General features: G+C 67.0%; 20 protein-coding genes and 1 tRNA gene. 13 read left to right on the plus strand and 8 right to left on the minus strand.

The window, feature by feature from the left end; translation table 11 throughout:
• The first annotated feature begins 6 nt into the window (after window positions 1-6).
• Window positions 7-906, plus strand: a complete 900-nt coding sequence (locus tag AC1DTF_RS04910) for an LLM class F420-dependent oxidoreductase (protein WP_477473256.1) — start codon at window positions 7-9, stop codon at window positions 904-906.
• A 41-nt stretch (window positions 907-947) separates the two neighbouring features.
• On the plus strand, window positions 948-1631 hold the full coding sequence (locus AC1DTF_RS04915; RefSeq protein ID WP_477473257.1) for a nitroreductase: 684 nt from the start codon (window positions 948-950) through the stop codon (window positions 1629-1631).
• Window positions 1632-1749: 118 nt separating this feature from the next.
• Here the strand turns inward: AC1DTF_RS04915 and AC1DTF_RS04920 are convergent.
• From AC1DTF_RS04920 to AC1DTF_RS04935, 4 genes are all read right to left on the minus strand, one after another.
• Window positions 1750-1824: transfer RNA gene (locus AC1DTF_RS04920), tRNA-Val, on the minus strand.
• Between the two features lie 44 nt (window positions 1825-1868).
• Window positions 1869-2330, minus strand: a complete 462-nt coding sequence (locus AC1DTF_RS04925; protein ID WP_477473258.1) for a peroxiredoxin — start codon at window positions 2328-2330, stop codon at window positions 1869-1871.
• A 2-nt stretch (window positions 2331-2332) separates the two neighbouring features.
• On the minus strand, window positions 2333-2767 hold the full coding sequence (locus AC1DTF_RS04930; RefSeq protein WP_057169788.1) for a DUF3052 domain-containing protein: 435 nt from the start codon (window positions 2765-2767) through the stop codon (window positions 2333-2335).
• A 110-nt stretch (window positions 2768-2877) separates the two neighbouring features.
• Complete coding sequence (locus tag AC1DTF_RS04935) at window positions 2878-3459, minus strand: hypothetical protein (protein ID WP_477473259.1); 582 nt, start codon at window positions 3457-3459, stop codon at window positions 2878-2880.
• A 152-nt stretch (window positions 3460-3611) separates the two neighbouring features.
• Here AC1DTF_RS04935 and aceE point away from each other — a divergent pair, with 152 nt between their 5' ends.
• The 7 genes from aceE (at window position 3612) to AC1DTF_RS04970 (ending at window position 13256) form a co-directional block, all read left to right on the plus strand.
• A complete protein-coding gene (aceE, locus tag AC1DTF_RS04940) occupies window positions 3612-6401 on the plus strand; it encodes a pyruvate dehydrogenase (acetyl-transferring), homodimeric type (protein WP_477473260.1) in 2790 nt (929 codons plus the stop codon).
• 95 nt (window positions 6402-6496) lie between these two features.
• The gene (locus AC1DTF_RS04945) at window positions 6497-7783 is read left to right on the plus strand and encodes a PucR family transcriptional regulator (protein ID WP_477473261.1); all 1287 of its coding nucleotides are present in this window, start codon (window positions 6497-6499) and stop codon (window positions 7781-7783) included.
• A 145-nt stretch (window positions 7784-7928) separates the two neighbouring features.
• Window positions 7929-8837: an ACP S-malonyltransferase gene (locus AC1DTF_RS04950; RefSeq protein ID WP_477473271.1), complete on the plus strand. Its 909-nt coding sequence runs from the start codon at window positions 7929-7931 to the stop codon at window positions 8835-8837.
• Between the two features lie 76 nt (window positions 8838-8913).
• Window positions 8914-9207, plus strand: coding sequence for a meromycolate extension acyl carrier protein AcpM (gene acpM, locus AC1DTF_RS04955; protein WP_057169783.1), 294 nt, complete (start codon window positions 8914-8916; stop codon window positions 9205-9207).
• The gene (gene kasA, locus AC1DTF_RS04960) at window positions 9204-10454 is read left to right on the plus strand and encodes a 3-oxoacyl-ACP synthase KasA (RefSeq protein ID WP_057169782.1); all 1251 of its coding nucleotides are present in this window, start codon (window positions 9204-9206) and stop codon (window positions 10452-10454) included. Before acpM ends, kasA begins: the two co-directional genes overlap by 4 nt.
• 73 nt (window positions 10455-10527) lie before the next feature.
• Window positions 10528-11781 carry a 3-oxoacyl-ACP synthase KasB gene (gene kasB, locus AC1DTF_RS04965; RefSeq protein ID WP_477473262.1) on the plus strand — a complete coding sequence of 418 codons (1254 nt, stop codon included), beginning with the start codon at window positions 10528-10530 and terminating at the stop codon, window positions 11779-11781.
• A 53-nt stretch (window positions 11782-11834) separates the two neighbouring features.
• On the plus strand, window positions 11835-13256 hold the full coding sequence (locus AC1DTF_RS04970) for an acyl-CoA carboxylase subunit beta (protein WP_057169780.1): 1422 nt from the start codon (window positions 11835-11837) through the stop codon (window positions 13254-13256).
• 85 nt (window positions 13257-13341) lie between these two features.
• On the opposite strand, the gene AC1DTF_RS04975 is transcribed toward AC1DTF_RS04970, so the two are convergent.
• Window positions 13342-14190, minus strand: a complete 849-nt coding sequence (locus tag AC1DTF_RS04975; RefSeq protein ID WP_477473263.1) for a helix-turn-helix transcriptional regulator — start codon at window positions 14188-14190, stop codon at window positions 13342-13344.
• A 102-nt stretch (window positions 14191-14292) separates the two neighbouring features.
• Between AC1DTF_RS04975 and AC1DTF_RS04980 the strand changes: the two genes are divergently transcribed.
• The gene (locus AC1DTF_RS04980) at window positions 14293-15072 is read left to right on the plus strand and encodes an SDR family oxidoreductase (RefSeq protein WP_477473264.1); all 780 of its coding nucleotides are present in this window, start codon (window positions 14293-14295) and stop codon (window positions 15070-15072) included.
• 3 nt (window positions 15073-15075) lie between these two features.
• Here AC1DTF_RS04980 and AC1DTF_RS04985 read toward each other — a convergent pair whose 3' ends face one another.
• Window positions 15076-16611 (minus strand): glycerol-3-phosphate dehydrogenase/oxidase, encoded by a 1536-nt coding sequence (locus AC1DTF_RS04985; RefSeq protein WP_477473265.1) that lies wholly within the window; start codon window positions 16609-16611, stop codon window positions 15076-15078.
• Window positions 16608-17183 carry a TetR/AcrR family transcriptional regulator gene (locus AC1DTF_RS04990; protein WP_477473272.1) on the minus strand — a complete coding sequence of 192 codons (576 nt, stop codon included), beginning with the start codon at window positions 17181-17183 and terminating at the stop codon, window positions 16608-16610. Before AC1DTF_RS04990 ends, AC1DTF_RS04985 begins: the two co-directional genes overlap by 4 nt.
• A gap of 50 nt (window positions 17184-17233) precedes the next feature.
• On the opposite strand from AC1DTF_RS04990, the gene AC1DTF_RS04995 reads away from it, so the two are divergent.
• From AC1DTF_RS04995 to AC1DTF_RS05005, 3 genes are read left to right on the plus strand one after another with little or no spacing between them, the layout of a single operon-like run.
• Window positions 17234-18802, plus strand: a complete 1569-nt coding sequence (locus AC1DTF_RS04995) for an FAD-binding oxidoreductase (protein WP_477473273.1) — start codon at window positions 17234-17236, stop codon at window positions 18800-18802.
• Entirely contained in the window at window positions 18802-19692 is an 891-nt protein-coding gene (locus AC1DTF_RS05000; RefSeq protein ID WP_477473274.1) for a diacylglycerol kinase, read from the plus strand. The genes AC1DTF_RS04995 and AC1DTF_RS05000 overlap by 1 nt, the downstream gene beginning before the upstream one ends.
• Before the next feature lie 9 nt (window positions 19693-19701).
• The gene (locus tag AC1DTF_RS05005) at window positions 19702-19989 is read left to right on the plus strand and encodes a DUF1905 domain-containing protein (RefSeq protein ID WP_477473266.1); all 288 of its coding nucleotides are present in this window, start codon (window positions 19702-19704) and stop codon (window positions 19987-19989) included.
• On the opposite strand, the gene AC1DTF_RS05010 is transcribed toward AC1DTF_RS05005, so the two are convergent.
• Window positions 19986-20310 (minus strand): DUF3145 family protein (locus tag AC1DTF_RS05010; RefSeq protein WP_477473267.1); only part of this gene is annotated, 325 nt, incomplete at its 5' end. The two genes, AC1DTF_RS05005 and AC1DTF_RS05010, sit on opposite strands and share 4 nt — an antisense overlap.

Below are 20310 nucleotides of genomic sequence, written 5' to 3' on the forward strand. Positions count from 1 at the left end.
CTGACGATGACGAACAAGCCTGGCACTGTTGATTTTCCGTCGAAGATCGGAGTGTTCTGGAATAGCGAGCCCTGGCCGATCCGCGATGCGCAGAACATGGCCCGCGAGATCGAGGAGCTCGGGTACGGGTCGCTGTTCATGCCCGAGGGCAACGGCAAGGACGTGCTCGTCGAATCCGCCGCCCTCCTCGGTGCCACCGAACGCCTGGTGGTCGGCACCGGCATCGCCAACATCCACGTCCGGTTGCCCACCGCGGCGGAAAGTGGCGCCCGGATGCTCACCGCCCTGTACCCGGGACGGTTCGTCCTCGGGCTGGGCGTCAGCCACGCCCCCTTCGTCGAAGGTTCCCTCGGCGGCGCCTATCGGAAGCCGCTGGCGATGATGCGGGCGTATCTGGACGGCATGAACGCGGTACCGGCCGAGCTCGAATCCGGCTCGCGGCCAACGCGTCTGCTGGCTGCGTTGGGTCCCAAGATGATCGAACTTTCCGGTGAGGGTGCCGACGGCGCGCATCCGTATCTGGTGCTGCCCGACCAGACGCGGAACACCCGTGCGATCCTGGGTGAAGACCCGTGGATCGTCACCGAGCAGGCCATCGCCATCGGCGGCAGTGTCGATGATCAACTGCGTCGCGCGCACAGCCACTTGGATCTCTACTCGCGGCTGGACAATTACCGGAATTCCTGGCTGCGGCAGGGTTTTGACGAGACCGACCTGGTGATCGGCGGTTCCGAACGGCTGGCACGTGCGCTGGTCGGAATGGGAACAGCCGAGGAGGCGGCCGCCTCGGTCACCGCACATCTCGACGCCGGCGCCGACCACGTCGTCGTACAGGTCGCCGTCGACGACCCGACCGACGACCCGCTGCCCAATCTGCGGGCACTCGCAGCGGCATTGGGCATGTGATGCGATCTCCTGGAAACGACGGAACCCGAAAGAGACCACAAATGACCAGCACCACAACGCCGTTCGTGAATGTGATCCGGTCCCGGCGGTCGGCTCGGAAGTTCCTGCCGACTCCCCTGCCGGCGTCTGACATCCGCGCCGTACTCGAAGATGCACAGACCGCGCCCTCGAACAGCAACACCCAACCGTGGCAGGTGCATGTCGTCTCAGGCGCACTGCGGGATGCCATCAGCGACGAACTCCTGCGGGCCTACGACGACGGGCGCGAGTCCGCCGATTTCACCTTCGACTATGGCGACGGCACCTACCGGGAACGGTCACGCGCCCACGGTGCAACGCTGTACGAGGCGTGGGGTATCGGCCGCTCGGACGTAGCGGGCAGACACGAGGTCGTGCGCGACAATCTGCGCTTCTACGGCGCCCCCCATGTCGCGTTCCTGTTCATGCCCAAGCTGGGTGACGGGGTACGCACTGCCGGCGATATCGGCATGTATGCGCAGACATTCCTGCTGTCGTTGGCCGCTCGGGGTTTCCACAGCATTCCGCAGACCATTCTGGGTATGTATGCCGACGTCGTGCGCGAAGCACTCGGCCTGTCTGACGAGCTCAAATTGCTGTTCGGAATTTCCTTCGGCACAGCTGATCCGGCGGCTCCGGTGAACGACGTTCATATGCATCGCCTGCCTCTGAGCGAAAGTGTCGTGCTGCACGGAATTGAGGACTGACGGCCGTTCGGATCGGCGCTCTGCTGCTTACGGACTCCGACGCACGATTCCGAGTAAGACGGTCGCCGCCGACGGACCAGATGTTCGGCACGCAAAACCCTCTGAACTGCGATTTTGATGGTGGGCGCGGACGGTATCGAACCGCCGACCGCTGGTGTGTAAAACCAGAGCTCTACCACTGAGCTACGCGCCCCGTCGCAGGCAACTTACACGTCGCGCCCGCGTGCGGTGAAATCCTCAGCCGTCCCGCAACGCCCCTAGGGCCTGCTGCCAGACCGACTGGTCACGCAGCTCGCCGGGCTGCATCATCTCCGCGAACCGGATCACCCCGCCGCGATCGACGGCGAACGTGCCCCGGTTCGGGTAGCCGGCGTCGGCGTTGAACACGCCATAGGCCTGCGTCACGGCCCCGTGCGGCCAGAAATCCGACAACACCGGGAATCCGAACCCGTTCTCGGTGGCCCAGACTTTGTGGATGGGCGGCGGTCCGACCGACACGGTGAGCACCGCGGAATCATCGTTCTGGTACTCGGACAGCCGGTCGCGGATCTCCCCGAGTTCGCCCTGGCACACGCCGGTGAACGCCAGCGGGAAGAACACCAGCAGCACATTCTTGTCGCGCAACCCGGATAGCGTGACGGCGCGGCCGTGCTGGTCCTTGAGCGTGAAGTCCGGCGCGCTGTCGCCGACAGCGAGCATGCCTACCGGCTCTTCGCGACGGCCTTGGACTTCGGCTGTACCAACCGGCTGGCGATCCAGTCCCCCAGATTCGCCGATGAGGTCTGCATGAGCCCCGCGGTGGGCGCGGACTCGGCGATCTCGGCAGGCTGCACATGGCCGGGCTTGCCGGTCTTCGGTGTCACCACCCAGATCACGCCGTCATCGGCGAGCGGGGTGATGGCGTCCATCAGCCGGTCGACCAGGTCACCGTCGTCATCGCGCCACCACAGCAGGACGACGTCGACCACCTCGTCGGAGTCCTCGTCGAGCATCTCGCCGCCGCTGACATCCTCGACATCGGCCCGGATATCGTCGTCGGTGTCCTCGTCCCAGCCCAACTCCTGGACGACCTGACCCTTCTCGATGCCCAATTTCTGGGCGTAATTCGGGTCGGAATCCTTCCCCGCCGCGACCACCTTCTGTCCTCCCTCATCCTGCTTCGTATGTGCCTCCGAACTTCTGGAGCCCTATCGTCGCACGTCGTGTTGTGGTAGCTGCCCACTGGCAGCAAGTTTGATCGAGTTCGTCAATATGCGGCGTCGCACAGGTCCAGCGCCACGGTCCGGGAATCGTTCAATTCGTTGATGGCGTCGTTGAACGGACTCGGGCCGATATCTGTCTCGATCGCCGACGCCACCGCCCGCGCCGCGTCGACCCAGCGGGTCAGCGCGCCGCTCAACTCCGGCCCCAGCGGATCGGACAGGCTGCCCGAGACCAGGTCGGCGCTGCCGTTCAGCGCGGCGATCGCCGGGCCGGCCGTGGCCACCACGTCGGCGTTCTGGTTGTACGCGTCGACATAACCGTTGACCGAACTGATGGCGTCCGCGCTGCTGTTGCTGATCGCCTCGCACGAGGTGTGCACGGCGCGGTTGGTGATGGACACCTGACGCTCGGACTCCTTGGCGCTGGAACTCGCCACCGACTCGGCGATCGACGCGGACACCGAGGCCTGGTAGATCGGCGCGTCGGCCTTGTCCACCGTGGCGGTACCGCTGGTGACACTCGTGCACCCCACCACGACCAGGGCCAGGCCCGCGGGCGCTCCCAGTGCCAGCGCAGCGATGCGCATCCGCGTCGGTGCTGCGGACCCCCGCCAACTGTTCAGCATCGTGGCCAAACTTACCGGTTCACCCGCCGGATGGGCAGATCATTGCGGTAGGCAACCCCGCCCGGTGATCTGCGGCAGGATAGGGGGACGATAGAGGGTGCCACAAGCATCAAGTATCCGACACCAAGCACCTTTCAACCGAGGAGCCGTAGTTGACCACCGAGTTCGCGCGCCAAGACCTGGCCCAAAACTCTGGCACCACAGGCGAACCCGACCGGGTTCGTGTGATCAGGGAGGGCGTTGCCTCCTATCTGCCCGATATCGATTCCGAGGAGACAGCCGAGTGGATGGAGTCGTTCGACCAGTTGGTTGAACGCTCCGGTCCCGCCCGGGCGCGCTACCTGATGTTGCGTCTGCTGGAACGCGCCGGCGAGCAGCGTGTTGCCATTCCCGCCTTGACCTCCACCGATTACGTCAACAGCATCCCCACCGAACTGGAGCCCTGGTTCCCCGGTGACGAGGACGTCGAACGACGCTATCGAGCCTGGATCCGCTGGAACGCCGCCATCATGGTGCACCGCGCCCAGCGCCCGGGAGTCGGTGTGGGCGGCCATATTTCGACGTATGCATCGTCGGCGTCGCTGTACGAGGTGGGGTTCAACCACTTCTTCCGCGGCAAGTCCCACCCCGGTGGTGGGGACCAGATCTTCATCCAGGGCCACGCCTCCCCCGGTGTCTACGCCCGCGCCTTCCTGGAGGGCCGGCTGTCCACCGACCAACTGGATGGTTTCCGCCAGGAGCACTCGCATTCCGGTGGCGGACTGCCGTCCTACCCGCATCCGCGGCTGATGCCCGACTTCTGGGAATTCCCCACGGTGTCGATRGGCCTTGGCCCGATGAACGCGATCTATCAGGCGCGCTACAACCACTACCTGAACGACCGCGGCATCAAGGACACCTCCGATCAACATGTGTGGGCGTTCCTCGGCGACGGTGAGATGGACGAGCCCGAGAGCCGCGGCCTGATCCAGGTGGCGGCCAACGAGGCGCTGGACAACCTGACCTTCGTGGTCAACTGCAACCTGCAGCGCCTGGACGGCCCGGTCCGCGGTAACGGCAAGATCATCCAGGAACTGGAGTCGTTCTTCCGGGGTGCGGGCTGGAACGTCATCAAGGTGGTGTGGGGCCGCGAGTGGGATGCGCTGCTGCATGCCGACCGCGACGGCGCGCTGGTCAACCTGATGAACACCACCCCCGACGGTGACTACCAGACCTACAAGGCCAATGACGGCGCCTACGTCCGCGACCACTTCTTCGGTCGCGACCCGCGCACCAAGGCCCTCGTCGATCCGATGACCGACAAGGAGATCTGGAACCTCAAGCGCGGCGGGCACGACTACCGCAAGGTGTACGCGGCCTACCGGGCGGCGATGGAGCACAAGGGTCAGCCGACGATCATCCTGGCCAAGACCATCAAGGGCTACACGCTGGGCCAGCACTTCGAGGGCCGCAACGCCACGCACCAGATGAAAAAGCTTGCCCTGGAAGACCTCAAGGCGTTCCGCGACGTCACCCGGGTACCGGTTTCCGATGCCGAGTTGGAGAAGGACCCGTACCTGCCGCCGTACTACCACCCCGGGCCCAATGCCCCCGAGATCCGGTACCTGCTGGACCGCCGGCGCACCCTGGGCGGGTTCCTGCCCGAGCGCCGCACCAAGTCCAAGGCGCTCAAGCTGCCACCCACCGACACCTACAAGGCGCTGAAGAAGGGGTCGGGCAAGCAACCGGTGGCCACCACCATGGCGACCGTGCGGACCTTCAAGGAACTGTTGCGCGACAAGAACATCGGGCCGCGCATCGTGCCGATCATCCCGGACGAGGCACGCACGTTCGGTATGGACTCGTGGTTCCCGAGCCTCAAGATCTACAACCGCAACGGCCAGCTCTACACCGCGGTGGACTCCGAGCTGATGCTGGCCTACAAGGAATCCGAGATCGGCCAGATCCTGCACGAGGGCATCAACGAGGCCGGCTCGACGGCGTCGTTCACCGCGGTGGCCACCTCCTACGCCACGCACAACGAGCCGATGATCCCGATTTACATCTTCTATTCGATGTTCGGGTTCCAGCGCACCGGCGACGGGTTCTGGGCGGCCGCCGATCAGATGGCCCGCGGGTTCGTCCTGGGTGCGACCGCCGGTCGCACCACGCTGACCGGTGAGGGACTGCAGCACGCCGATGGGCATTCGCTGTTGCTCGCCTCGACCAACCCGGCCGCGGTCACCTACGACCCGGCGTTCGCCTACGAGATCGCCCACATCGTGGAGAACGGCCTGCAGCGGATGTACGGGGAGAACCCGGACAACGTGTTCTTCTACATCACCATCTACAACGAGCCCTACGTGCAGCCCGCCGAGCCGGAGAACTTCGATCCCGAGGGCGTGCTGCGCGGGATGTACCGGTTCCGGGCCGCTCCGGAGAAGCGCAGCAGCACCGCGCAGATCCTGGCCTCGGGGGTGTCGATGCCCGAGGCGATCAAGGCCGCCGACATGCTCGCCGAGAAGTGGGACGTGGCCGCCGATGTGTGGTCGGTGACCAGTTGGGGCGAGCTCAACCGTGACGGTGTCGCGGTCGAGAAGCAACGGCTGCGCCACCCCGATCAGCCGGCACCCACGGCCTATGTCACCCAGGTGCTCGCCGATGCCACCGGACCCGTGGTGGCGTTCTCGGACTGGATGCGTGCGGTTCCCGAGCAGATCCGGCCCTGGGTGCCCGGCACCTACCTCACCCTGGGCACCGACGGGTTCGGCTTCTCCGACACCCGTCCGGCGGCGCGCCGCTACTTCAACACCGACGCGGAGTCGGTCGTGGTGGCCGTCCTGGAAGCACTCGCCCGCGACGGGGAGATCGATCCGTCGGTGGCGATCGCGGCCGCCAAGGAGTACCAGATCGACGACGTCAAGGCGGCCGGCGTCTCCTACGCCGACACCGGAAGCGCCTAGTGGGTGGTGGGAGCGTCAGTCGGACTCATCCCGGCTGACGCTCCCACAACTCCTGACAAACGGATCCATACAAAAAACAGGCGTATCTTTTGGGGATGCCCGACAATCGGTTCGCCCCACCTCCGGCGTCGACGCTGGAAGTGCTGCAGAGCGTCCCCGAGTCGGCGCTGCGCCGCCTCAAGCAGTACTCCGGCCGGTTGGCGACCGAGGCGGTCCACGCCCTGGAGACCCGGCTGCCGTTCTTCGCCGACCTGGAGGCCTCCCAGCGCGCCAGCGTGCAGCTGGTCGTGCAGACCGCGGTGATCAACTTCGTCGAATGGATGCGCGATCCCAACAGCGACGTCGGCTACACCGCCCAGGCCTTCGAAGTGGTGCCTCAGGATCTGCGCCGTCGTGTCGCACTGCGTCAGTCGGTGGAGATGGTGCGCGTCACCATGGAGTACTTCGAGGAAGTCGTGCCGCTGCTGGCCCGCAACGAGGAGCAGTTGACGGCGCTGACCGCGGGCATCCTGCGCTACAGCCGCGACCTGGCGTTCGCCGCCGCCACCGCCTACGCCGACCAGGCCGAGGCACGCGGCGCCTGGGACACCCGGATGGAGGCCAACCTGGTCGACGCCGTGGTCCGCGGGGACATGGGACCCGCGCTGCAGTCCCAGGCGGCGGCACTGAACTGGGACGCGACCGCACCGGCCACCGTCATCGTCGGGCTGCCACGCCCCGATCGGATCGAGCAGGCCGGTGACGACGTGCACGCCGCGGCCAGGAAGTGCGGTCGCGCCGCCCTGTCGGATGTGCACGGCACCTGGCTGGTCACCATCGTCACCGGTGGGCTGTCACCGACCGAACGGTTCCTTGCCGAGCTGATGAACGTCTTCGGCGACGGCCCGGTCGTCATCGGACCCACGGTGCCGACCTTGGGCGCGGCCCACCGCAGCGCCGCCGAAGCCATCGCCGGGATGAACGCCGTCGCAGGCTGGAGCGGGGCGCCGCGTCCGGTCTCGTCCCGCGAACTGTTACCCGAGCGGGCGCTGCTCGGCGACCCGCACGCGATCGCCGTGCTGGCCACCGAGGTGATGCGCCCCCTGGCCGACGCCGACCCCGCGCTCACCAAGACGCTGGACGCCTACCTCGATTCCGGTGGGGCCATCGAGGCGTGTGCCCGCAAATTGACGGTTCATCCAAACACCGTGCGCTATCGCCTCAAGCGAATCACCGATTTCACCGGACGGGATCCGACCGTCCCCCGCGATGCGTACGTCCTGCGGGTCGCCGCGACGGTGGGACGGCTCAAAGGTGACGCAAGCCACTTCAGCTCGCCAAACGGCTATTCCGCGGCGTCAAACGGACAACAGATCACCCGCTGGGGCGGATACACCCCATGAGTCCAGATCGCGGTCAGGTCTCGGCACGGTCGCTTCACGTGCGCTTTTGTGGAAACTCCACAAAAGAATAAGACAAGGTTCATAATCTCTTACACCGCGCTGAGGGGCTCTCACAGTGTTCTCTTAATCCGTGCCCCAAAAGACTGTGCTTGCTCTGCTTGCTCCCGGACAGGGCTCTCAGACCCCCGGCATGCTCACCGCGTGGTTGGAGCTGCCCGGTGCGGCGGAACGACTGAGCGCGTGGTCGGAGATCGCCGGACTGGACCTGGCGCGCCTGGGCACCACCGCCACCGCCGAGGAGATCACCGATACCGCGGTGACCCAGCCACTGGTGGTGGCCGCCACTCTGCTGGCACACGAAGAACTGACCACGCGTGGCCTCATCGCCGATAAGGATGCCGCCGTCGCCGGGCATTCGGTCGGCGAGATCGCGGCCTATGCCATCGCCGGCGTCATCTCCGCCGATGACGCGGTGAAGCTGGCCGCCACCCGCGGTGCGGAAATGGCCAAGGCCTGCGCACTGGAGCCGACCGGCATGGCCGCGGTGCTCGGTGGTGAAGAGGCCGAGGTGCTGGCCCGCCTGGAGTCCCTGGACCTCATCCCCGCCAACCGCAACGCCGCCGGCCAGATCGTCGCCGCCGGAGCGGTCGCGGCACTGGAGAAGCTCGCCGAGGATCCGCCGGCCAAGGCCCGGGTCCGGGTGCTGGCCACCGCCGGGGCGTTCCACACCCGCTACATGGCTCCCGCGGCCGAGGGTTACGCCGCGGCAGCCGCCACGGTGGCCACCAACGAGCCCACCGCGACGCTGCTGTCCAACGCCGACGGCAAGCCGGTCGCTTCGGCAGCCGACGCGATGGCCAAGCTCGTCGCGCAGATGACCCGGCCGGTGCGCTGGGACCTGTGCAACGAGACGCTGCGCGGCCTGGAGGTGTCGGCCATCGTGGAATTCCCGCCCGCGGGAACCCTGGTCGGTATCGCCAAACGAGAACTGAAGGGCACACCGACACATGCGGTGAAGGCCCCGTCAGACCTGGACGGACTCGCCGAGCTCTGAGTCCGGGTAGCACTGCCCGAACACCAAGACGTTCAACCTCACTCCGACAGCCGGAGTGCCGTAACAAGAAGGAGCCATTGTGGCCAACCAAGAAGAAATCATCGCCGGCCTCGCCGAGATCATCGAAGAGGTCACCGGCATCGAGCCCTCCGAGGTCACGATGGAGAAGTCCTTCGTCGACGACCTGGACATCGACTCGCTGTCGATGGTGGAGATCGCCGTGCAGACCGAGGACAAGTACGGCGTGAAGATCCCCGATGAGGATCTGGCCGGCCTGCGCACCGTCGGTGACGTCGTCTCCTACATCCAGAAGCTGGAAGAAGAGAACCCCGAGGCTGCCGCCGCACTGCGCGAGAAGTTCGCACAGTGACACGTCCTTCCACTGCTAATGGCGGTTTCCCTAACGTCGTCGTGACCGCCGTCACGGCGACCACTGCGCTCGCGCCGGACATCGAGAGCACGTGGAAGGGCTTGTTGGCAGGCGAAAGTGGCATCCGCATTCTCGAGGACGATTTCGTCGAGAAGTGGGACCTGGCCGTCAAGATCGGTGGCCACCTCGCGGAACCCCTCGATCCACTGATGTCGCGGCTGGAACACCGCCGCATGTCCTACGTGCAGCGCATGTCGAAGTACCTCGGCAATCAGCTGTGGGACAGCATCGGACGTCCGGAGGTCGATCCCGACCGCTTTGCGGTCGTGATCGGCACCGGTCTCGGTGGCGGCGAGAAGATCGTCGAGATGTATGACGCGATGAACGAGGGCGGGCCCCGCAAGGTGTCCCCGCTCGCCGTTCAGATGGTCATGCCGAACGGTGCAGCCGCCGTGGTCGGCCTCGAACTCGGGGCCCGCGCCGGTGTCATCACACCGGTGTCGGCGTGTTCGTCGGGCTCCGAGGGCATCGCCCACGCATGGCGACAGATCGTCATGGGTGACGCCGATATCGCGGTCTGCGGTGGCGTCGAAGGCGCCATCGAGGCGCTGCCCATCGCCGCGTTCTCGATGATGCGTGCGATGTCGACCCGCAACGGTGATCCGACGGCGGCCTCGCGGCCGTTCGACAAGGACCGGGACGGTTTCGTGTTCGGCGAAGCCGGTGCGCTCATGGTCATCGAGACCGAGGAGCACGCCCTGGCCCGTGGCGCCAAGCCGCTGGCCCGCATCATGGGTGCCGGTATCACCTCCGATGCGTTCCACATGGTCGCTCCGTCACCGGACGGTCTTCGGGCCGGCCAGGCGATGAAGCGCGCGATGGAAACCGCGGGGCTGTCCCCCAAGGACATCAGCCACGTCAACGCACACGCCACGGCAACCCCGATCGGTGACACCGCAGAGGCAAATGCACTGCGCGTCGCCGGAGTGGACCACGCCGCGGTGTACGCGCCGAAGTCGGCACTGGGTCACTCGATCGGTGCCGTCGGCGCCCTGGAGTCGATCCTGACGGTGCTGGCGCTCCGTGACGGTGTCATCCCGCCGACCCTCAACTACGAGACCCCCGATCCTGAGATCGATCTCGATGTTGTTGCGGGCGAGCCTCGTTATGGCGACTACCAGTACGCCATCAACAACTCGTTCGGTTTCGGTGGCCACAATGTGGCATTGGCGTTCGGACGTTACTGAGGATCGTTACCGGGGATTCAGAGGAGAGTCCTCGGCAGGAATGTGGATGTGGCAGTAAGAGGTGGGGAACAGCGTGACTGGGCTCTCAACGGGGAACGGTCTTCCCAACGTGGTCGTCACTGGCGTAGCCATGACGACCGCGTTGGCGACCGACGCAGATACGACGTGGAAAAAGCTGCTGGCGGGTGAAAGCGGCATCCGGACACTCGAAGACGATTTCATCGAGATGTACGACCTGCCGGTACGCATCGGCGGCCATCTGCTCGAGGACTTCGACAGCGAGCTGAACCGGGTCGAACTGCGTCGCCTGTCCTATCTGCAGAAGATGTCGACGGTCATCGGCCGTCGGGTATGGGAGAACGCAGGCTCCCCCGAAGTCGACCCCAAGCGTCTGATGGTCTCCATCGGCACCGGTCTGGGATCGGCCGAGGAACTCGTCTTCGCCTACGACGGCATGCGGGCCAAGGGCCTGCGGGCGGTCTCACCGTTGGTGGTGCAGATGTACATGCCCAACGGCGCGGCCGCTGCCGTCGGACTCGAACGCAAGGCCAAAGCCGGTGTCAGCACCGTCATCTCGGCCTGCGCATCGGGTTCGGAGGGCATCGCCAACGCCTGGCGCAACATCGTGCTCGGCGAGGCCGACATCGCCATCTGCGGTGGTGTCGAGACGAAGATCGAAGCGGTGCCGATCGCAGGCTTCGCCCAGATGCGCATCGTGCTCTCCAACACCAACGATGACCCGGCCGGCGCCTGCCGGCCGTTCGACCGGGACCGCAACGGTTTCGTGTTCGGCGAGGGCGGCGCGATGATGGTCATCGAGACCGAAGAGCACGCCAAGGCGCGCGGTGCCAACATCCTGGCCCGCATCATGGGTGCCAGCGTCACCTCCGACGGGTTCCACATCGTGGCGCCGGACCCCAACGGTGAGCAGGCCGGGTACGCGATGTCGCGGTCCCTCCAGCTCGCCGGCCTGCAGCCCAGCGATATCGACCACATCAACGCCCACGCGACCGGCACCAGTGTCGGTGACGTCGCCGAGGGCGTGGCGATCAACAATGCGATGAAGGGCCACAAGCCCGCGGTGTACGCGCCGAAGTCGGCGCTGGGTCACTCCGTGGGCGCTGTCGGCGCGGTGGAGTCCATTCTCACAGTGTTCGCCTTGCGCGACGGGATCATCCCCCCGACGCTTAACCTTAAGAATCTGGATCCCGAGATCGACCTGGACGTGGTGGCTGGCGAGCCCCGTACCGGTGACTACAAGTACGCGATCAACAACTCGTTCGGATTCGGTGGGCACAATGTGGCGCTCACCTTCGGAAAGTACTGACAGAAGTACCGAAGGCGCCGGTCACCATTCCGACGCGTAATGAGGAGGACTGGATGACCACTATGGCTCCCGAGGCAGCAGCTGAGTCGCTCGACCCGCGCGACCCACTGCTCCGGTTGAAGATGTTCTTCGACGACGGCAGCGTGTCCGTGCTGCACGAGCGTGACAAGTCCGGTGTGCTGGCCGCCTCCGGCACCGTCAACGGCGTGAAGACCGTCGCGTTCTGCACCGACGGCACCGTCATGGGTGGCGCGATGGGCGTCGAGGGTTGCGCGCACATCGTCAACGCCTATGACGTCGCCATCGAGGAGCAGAGCCCGATCGTCGGCATCTGGCACTCGGGTGGCGCGCGCCTGGCCGAAGGCGTCAAGGCCCTGCACGCGGTCGGACTGGTCTTCGAGGCCATGATCCGTGCCTCCGGGTATGTCCCGCAGATCTCGATCGTCGTCGGCTTCGCCGCCGGTGGCGCCGCCTACGGCCCCGCGCTGACCGATGTCATCGTGATGGCGCCGGACAGCAAGGTCTTCGTCACCGGGCCCGATGTGGTGCGCAGCGTGACCGGCGAGGACGTCGACATGGTGTCCCTCGGCGGCCCGGAAGCCCACCACAAGAAGTCCGGTGTCTGCCATATCGTCGCCGATGGCGAGCTCGACGCCTACGAGCGCGGCCGCCGCCTCGTCGGGCTGTTCTGCCAGCAGGGTCACTTCGACCGCAGCAAGGCCGAGGCCGGCGACACCGACCTCAAAGCCCTGATGCCCGAGTCCGCGCGCCGCGCCTACGACGTGCACCCGATCGTCGAGGCACTGCTGGACAAGGACACCCACTTCGAGGAGTTCCAGTCCCGCTGGGCGCCGTCCATCGTGGTCGGCCTGGGCCGACTGGCCGGTCGCACCGTCGGCGTCATCGCCAACAACCCGCTGCGCCTCGGYGGCTGCCTGAACTCCGAGAGCGCCGAGAAGTCGGCGCGCTTCGTGCGCCTGTGCGACGCGTTCGGCATCCCGCTGGTCGTCGTCGTCGACGTCCCGGGCTACCTGCCCGGTGTCGACCAGGAGTGGGGCGGCGTGGTGCGCCGCGGCGCGAAGCTGCTGCACGCGTTCGGTGAGGCCACCGTTCCGCGCGTCACGCTGGTCACCCGCAAGATCTACGGCGGTGCCTACATCGCGATGAACTCGCGGTCACTCGGTGCCACCAAGGTCTTCGCCTGGCCGGACGCCGAGGTCGCCGTCATGGGCGCCAAGGCCGCGGTCGGCATCCTGCACAAGCGCAAGTTGGCCGCCGCCGCCGACGACGAGCGCGAGGCCCTGCACGAGGAGCTGGCCGCCGAGCACGAGCGGATCGCCGGTGGCGTGGACAGCGCCATCGAGATCGGCGTGGTGGACGCGAAGATCGATCCCGCCCACACCCGCAGCGTGATCACCCAGGCGCTGGCCGAGGCGCCCGCACGACGCGGCCGCCACAAGAACATCCCGCTGTAACCCGTATTTCCCGCGAAACTGTATTCCAGAAGGCCCTCACTCGTCATTCGCCTTCTGGAATACAGTTTCGGCGTTTCAGACGTGCCTAGCGCGCGGCGGCCCGGTAGGCCGACGGTGTCACACCGACCCGCTGTTTGAACGTCGTCGCGAAATGGCTCGGCGTTGAGAAGCCGACGCTCATGCTGATCTCGGTGATCGACGCGACGCTGGCCGAAAGCAGCGTCTTGGCCCGGTTGATGCGGCGTTCGATCAGGTACTGGTGCGGTGTGGTGCCGAAGGCAGCCGCGAATGCGCGGATGAAGTCGGCGGGAGCCATTTCCGCGAAGTCGGCCATCGACGCCAGGGTGATGTCGGCGTCAAGACTTGTCTCCAGATGCTCGACCAACGCATTTTTTGTCGAGGCATCCAGATCTCGCGGCGATCGGGCGCAGGCGCCTTCTGCGGTGTAGCTGTCGACGATGTGCAGCCGGACAGTCTCGGCGATGCTGTCCCGCATCAGGCGCGACATCGCATCGTGACGATCGGCCAACCCGGCGAGCCTGTCGGTCAATCGGTGCAGGAACGGGTCGAGCTGCCCTATTCGAGGCGTCAACTGCCTGCTCGGCAAAGCTGTTGCGGGAAAAGCAATTTCGCAAAATCCCACGGTATCGCCAGTGGCCAGTGCCGCGTATCGGTGGTCAGCCGGTATCACCCATACGTCGCCGACGCGCGGCAGAATCCGCCCGGTCGGGCCGGAGGTGAACTCACTCTCCATCGATTTCAGCCGGCCGTCACGATGCACGACCAGCACATGGTGTCCCTCGGAAAAGCACCAGTCGGTGGGCGTCGCTATGCGTTCGGATACAAAGGAAAAGTTCATGCCCTGGGCCGCGAGACCACGGCGGGCGAGCACCGTTCGCGGCGTCCTGGGTCGTTCCCCCTGCCAAACCCGCATGAACTCTCCCCCGGTGGATGTTTTCCGCAACCACCATAGTTTTTTCGAAGGCGTCCGGCACCTCCACGGCCTTAGCCTCGGGCAAACAATTCAGGAGGGTCGATGACAAGTCCGGGCCGCACCATCGCGGGTAAGAATGTGCTGATCGCCGGCGGTGCGAAGAATCTGGGGGGCCTGATCTCCCGTGACCTGGCCGAGCAGGGCGCCACGGCGGTTGCCGTGCATTACAACAGCGAGGGCAGCAGAGCAGCCGCCCACGAGACCGCCGCTGCTGTGCGGGCCTTTGGCGCGGAGGCGTTTCTGCTCCAGGGCGACCTGACCACCGCGGCAGCGGTCACCCAGTTGTGGACCGATGCCAAAGGCGCGATGGGCAGCGTTGATATCGCCATCAACACCACCGGCATGGTGATCAAGAAGCCGTTCGGGGATATCGCCGAGGACGATTTCGACAAGATCTTCGCCATCAACGCCAAGACGGCGTTCTTCTTCATGCAGGAGGCTGGCAAACACCTGGCGGACGGCGGGAAGCTCACGACCGTTGTTACATCCCTGCTCGGCGCCTTCACCGGCCTGTACTCCATCTACGCCGGATCAAAGGCCCCCGTGGAGCACTTCACACGGGCAGCGTCCAAGGAATTCGGCCCACGCGGTATCTCAGTGACAGCCATTGCGCCGGGTCCGATGGAGACACCGTTCTTCTACGGTCAGGAAAGCACAGAGTCGGCCGAGTACAACCAGAATGCTGCCGACCTGTCGAAGTTCACCTCGACGGGTCTGACCGATCCGGCCGATATCGTTCCGCTAGTACGCTTCCTGGTCGGCGAGGGCTGGTGGATCACCGGCCAGACCATTCTGGCCAATGGCGGCTATACGACCAAGTAGCGCTCAGACGAATTCCGCGGCCGCGGCTTCGGCACGCCCGCGGTCGTCGGCCACCAGGCCGATCCGGGTGCGGCGGTCCAGGATGTCCTCGGCGCTCAACGCGCCTTCATGGGTCACCGCGTACTCGAATTCGGCGCGGATGACATCGATTCCCTCGGCGACCGGCTCGGTGGGCCGGTCGCAGGTGGCCCGGGCGATGACGTTGGGGGCCTCGGCGCCGTAGCGCGCCACCAGTGAGGACGGCATGTCCGACGGCGCCCGGGGGGTGGCGACCGGATTGGCGGGCGCACCCACCAACGGCAGGTTGCGGGTGCGGCATTCGGTGGCGGCCAGCCCGCGCAGCGCCACCGCGCGGTCCACCACGTCCTCGGCCATGTAGCGGTATTCGGTGAGCTTGCCGCCGATCACGCTGATCACGCCGTGGGGTGATTCGGTCACCGCGTGCTCACGGGACACGTCGGCGGTGTGCCCGCCGGATTCGATGAGCGGCCGCAGCCCGGCGTAGGACCCACGGACATCGGCCTGCGTCAGCGCGGTGTCCAGTGCGGTGTTCACGGTGTCGAGCAGGAAGGACACCTCGGCCTGCGTCGGTTGCGGCACATCGGGAATCGGCCCGGGTGCGTCCTCGTCGGTCACGCCCAGGTACACCCGGCCCAACTGCTCGGGCATCGCGAAGACGAACCGGTTGAGCTCCCCCGGTATCGGGATGGTCAGTGCCGCAGTGGGATTGCCGAAGGTGGCCGCGTCGAAGACCAGGTGGGTGCCGCGGCTGGGCCGCAGCCGGATCGACGGGTCCACCTCCCCCGCCCACACACCGGAGGCGTTGATCACCGCGCGGGCGCGCACGTCCACCGATTCACCGGTGAGCTCGTCGACCAGGCGAACCGAATCACCCTGGGCGCCATGGGCGGAAACCCGGGTCAACACCGTGGCTCCGTTTTGGGCGGCGGTGCGGGCCACCGCGGTGACCAACCGGGCGTCATCGATCAGCTGACCGTCGTAGGCCAGGAAGGCGCCGTCGAGTCCGTCACGGCGCACCGTCGGCGCCAGCTCCACCGCGCGGGCGGCATCGACCCGGCGTGACCGCGGGAGCGTCTTGACCGAGGTCCCCGCCAATCGGCGTAGCCCGTCGCCGGCCACGAACCCGACCCGGACCAGAGCGCGGGAGGCCCGGTTCATACCGGGTAGCAACGGAACCAGCTGCGGCATGGCGGATACCAGGTGAGGTGCGTTGCGGGTCATCAGGATTCCGCGTTCGATGGCGCTGCGGCGGGCGATGCCGACATTGCCGGTGGCCAGGTAGCGCAGCCCGCCGTGCACGAGTTTGGAACTCCAGCGGCTGGTGCCGAACGCCAGATCGTGTTTCTCCACCAGGACTACCCGCAGCCCGCGGGTCGCTGCGTCCAGGGCGATGCCGGTGCCGGTGATCCCGCCGCCGATGACCAGGACATCGACGGGCCCGCCGTCTGCGAGGGCAGTGAGTTCGGCGCTGCGGCGCTCGCGGTTGAGGGCGCTGTCCTCGATGGGTGCAGGGTTCATGGCTGCAGGTATCCGTTCAGGGCGTGGGCGAGTTCGGCGGCCAGATCGGCGGCGCCCAGGATGGGCTCGACCATCTGCGCGGACTGCACGGTCGACTGGGTGATGAGCAGGCACATCGCGGCCAGCCGGCGTGGATCGCCGGCACGCACGCTGCCGTGCTCCTGGGCCAGTTCGATCTGACCGGCGGTGGCATCGATGAGGATCTGTTGGCTGGTGCCCAGCCGTTCGGCGATGTAGACCATCGCCAGTTCGGGGGCGCTGTGCAGCACCGACATCACGATCTCGTCGTGCTGCAGGCGTTCGGCGACCGCGACGATGCGGGCGACCAGCGCCTCCCGGCCGACCTCGCGGTCACCGGCGTCGTCGAGTACGCGGGTCACCCGGGAGGTGAGCAGGGCGGCCAGGATCGATGGCGTGTCCGGCCAGCGCCGGTAGACCGTCGGGCGGCTGACGCCGGCGCGACGGGCGATCTCGGCCAGAGTGACCCGGTCGATGCCGTAGGCGAGCACGCAGGCAGCGGCGGCATCGAGGATCCGATCGCCGAGCGACTCATCGTTACYGATTGACATGATATGTAATACTGTAACGCATGACGCCCGTTGATGCCGCCCTGCAACCCCCGATGAAGTGGAATGCCTGGGGAGACCCGCGGGCCGCCAAGCCACTCTCCGACGGCATCAAGGCGCTCCTGCAGCAGGCGCTGGGTATCGACGGCCCGGCCACCCCCGAACTGGCGATCACCGAGGTCCGGGTGCGCCCCTCGGCACTGACCGACGCGGACCGCGCAGCGCTGGAAGCCGTTGTCGGAGCCCAGTTCTGCCGCACCGACGACACCAGCAGGCTGCTGCGGGCCGGTGGCAAGTCCACCCCGGACCTGTTGCGCCGCAAGGATACCGGTGTGCAGGATGCTCCGGATGCGGTGCTGCTTCCCGGCGGGGAGGATGACATCGTCGAACTGCTGCGCGTCTGTTCCGAGCGCCGGATCGCCGTCGTCCCGTTCGGCGGCGGCACCACCGTGGTCGGCGGCGTCGACCCCGAACGTGGCGGATTCGCCTCGGTCATCTCGCTGGACCTGCGACGCCTGGACGCGCTGCACAGCCTCGACACGGAATCCGGCGAGGCCGAACTCGGTGCCGGTGTCACCGGCCCCCGCGCCGAGGAATTGCTCGGCGCACAAGGCTTCTCACTCGGGCACTTCCCGCAGAGTTTCCAGTTCGCCACGATCGGCGGGTTCGCCGCCACCCGGTCCTCGGGACAGGATTCCGCCGGTTACGGCAGATTTGACGACATGGTCCGCGGGCTGCGCGTGGTGACACCGGCCGGCGTGCTCGACCTGGGCCGCGCGCCGGCCTCGGCAGCCGGCCCCGATCTGCGCCAGCTCATCGTCGGCTCCGAGGGCGTGTTCGGCATCATCACCAGTGTGCGGGTCCGGGTGCATCCGGTGTCCGAGTCCACCCGCTACGAGGCCTGGTCGTTCCCCGATTTCGCCACCGGCGCAGCCGCTTTGCGTGCCGTCATCCAGACCGGCACCGGACCGACGGTGCTCCGGCTCTCCGACGAGGCCGAAACCGGCGTCAACCTGGCGACCACCGAGAGCATCGGCGAGCAGACCATCACCGGCGGCTGCCTGGCTATCACCGTGTTCGAGGGGACCGCGGCCCACACCGAGAGCCGCCACGCCGAGACCGCCGCGCTGCTGCGGGCCAACGGCGCCACCTCCCTGGGTGAAGCACCGGCCAAGGGGTGGGAACACGGCCGCTTCGGGGCTCCGTACCTGCGGGATTCGCTGCTGGCGGCCGGCGCACTGTGCGAAACCCTGGAAACCGCGACCAACTGGTCCAACATMCCCGCGCTCAAGGCCGCCGTCACCGCGGCGTTGTCCGAGTCACTCGGGCAGGCACTGGTGATGTGCCATATTTCGCATGTGTACCCCACCGGAGCGTCGCTGTACTTCACCGTCGTCGCCGCCCAGCAGGGTGACCCGATCGAGCAGTGGCGCCGCGCCAAGGCCGCCGCCTCGGACGCCATGGTGCGCACCGGGGCCACCATCACCCACCACCACGCCGTCGGCGCCGATCACCGGCCGTGGATGCCGGCCGAGATCGGCGATCTCGGCGTGGAGATCCTGCGATCGGTCAAGTCGACCCTGGATCCGGCCGGGATCCTCAACCCCGGCAAGCTGATTCCGTGATCAACCGGGTCACCGTCCTGACCAACCCGGCGTCGGGGCACGGCAGCGCACCGCACGCCGCGGAGCGGGCCATCACCCAGCTGCACCGGCGCGGCGTCGATGTGGTGGCCATCGCGGGCCGTGACTCCGCACATGCGCGCCAGCTCGTCGAGGGTGCGCTGGAACGCGGCATGGACGCGCTCGTCGTCGTCGGCGGTGACGGGATCATCTCGCTGGCGTTGCAGGTGCTCGCCCAGACCGACATCCCGTTGGGCATCGTCCCGGCGGGTACCGGCAACGACCACGCCCGCGAGTTCGGTATCCCGGCAAAGGATCCCGCGGCCGCCGCCGACGTGATCGCCGACGGCAACATCAGCGAGATCGACCTGGGCCGGATCTCCGGTGCCGACGGCACCGACCGCTGGTTCGGCACCGTGATGGCCGCCGGGTTCGATTCGCTGGTCACCGACCGCACCAACCGGATGACCTGGCCGCACGGCCGGATGCGCTACAACCTGGCCATGGTGGCCGAGATCTCGAAGCTGCGGCTGCTGCCGTTCCGGCTGTCGTTCGACGGTGGTGAGGAACTCGTCACCGAGCTCACCCTGGCCGCATTCGGCAACACCAGGAGCTACGGCGGGGGCATGAAGATCTGTCCGGGCGCGGACCCGCGGGACGGCCTGCTCGACGCGACGATGGTGGCCTCGGCGTCACGGACCAGGCTGATCCGGCTGTTCCCCACCGTGTTCAAGGGCACCCATGTCGATCTCGACGAGGTGCGCACGGCGCGGGCGACGACGATCACCGTCGACTGCCCGGGCATCAACGCCTATGCCGACGGCGAGTACGTGTGCCCGCTGCCCGTCACCGTGACCGCGGTACCGGGCGCGCTGAAGATCCTCACGCCCTAGCATCGAGCCGTGGACTGGGAGTTCGACGGTGCGGTGTTCCAGTGGCGTGGCCCGGCACCCTATTTCTTCGTCGAGACGCCGCCCGAGGTCGACGATTTCCTGCGCGCGCACCTCGGTGAGCTGACTTACGGGTGGGGCGTCATCCCGGCCCGGGTGGGCATCGGTGCCACCGAGGTGACGACATCGCTGATCCCGAAAGACGATGTGTACCTGGTGCCGCTGAAGGTGGCGCTGCGCCGGCCCGAAGGTATCGACGACGGCGACACCGTGCGGGTGCGGCTGAGCGTCGGGGGTTAGCCGACGCCCCTGTTCAGCCAGGTGACCTCGCCGGTGTCGCCACCGCCGCGGTAGGGCTCCAGCGATTCGTCCCAGGCCGTGCCGAGCACCGAGTCCAGATCGGCGGCCAGCGCGTCGGCGCCGGAGGCCATCAGGGAACGGAGCCGCTGCTCGCCGACCATCACGTCCCCGTTGGCGCTCATCGCGCCGCTCCACAGACCGAGTTGCGGGGTGTGGCACCAGCGGTGTCCGTCCACGCCCTCACTGGGATCCTCGGTCACCTCGAAGCGCAGCACCGACCACGACCGCAAGGCGTTGGCCAACTGCGCGCCGGTACCCACC

This window comes from Mycobacterium sp. P4_H6 (assembly GCF_056400845.1).

Coding starts and splice junctions, on each gene's coding strand:
- AC1DTF_RS04910 (WP_477473256.1), top strand. CDS start 7: ATGACGAACAAGCCTGGCACTGTTGATTTTCCGTCGAAGATCGGAGTG.
- AC1DTF_RS04915 (WP_477473257.1), top strand. CDS start 948: ATGACCAGCACCACAACGCCGTTCGTGAATGTGATCCGGTCCCGGCGG.
- AC1DTF_RS04925 (WP_477473258.1), bottom strand. CDS start 2,330: ATGCTCGCTGTCGGCGACAGCGCGCCGGACTTCACGCTCAAGGACCAG.
- AC1DTF_RS04935 (WP_477473259.1), bottom strand. CDS start 3,459: ATGCTGAACAGTTGGCGGGGGTCCGCAGCACCGACGCGGATGCGCATC.
- AC1DTF_RS04945 (WP_477473261.1), top strand. CDS start 6,497: ATGCCCGACAATCGGTTCGCCCCACCTCCGGCGTCGACGCTGGAAGTG.
- AC1DTF_RS04975 (WP_477473263.1), bottom strand. CDS start 14,190: ATGCGGGTTTGGCAGGGGGAACGACCCAGGACGCCGCGAACGGTGCTC.
- AC1DTF_RS04980 (WP_477473264.1), top strand. CDS start 14,293: ATGACAAGTCCGGGCCGCACCATCGCGGGTAAGAATGTGCTGATCGCC.
- AC1DTF_RS04985 (WP_477473265.1), bottom strand. CDS start 16,611: ATGAACCCTGCACCCATCGAGGACAGCGCCCTCAACCGCGAGCGCCGC.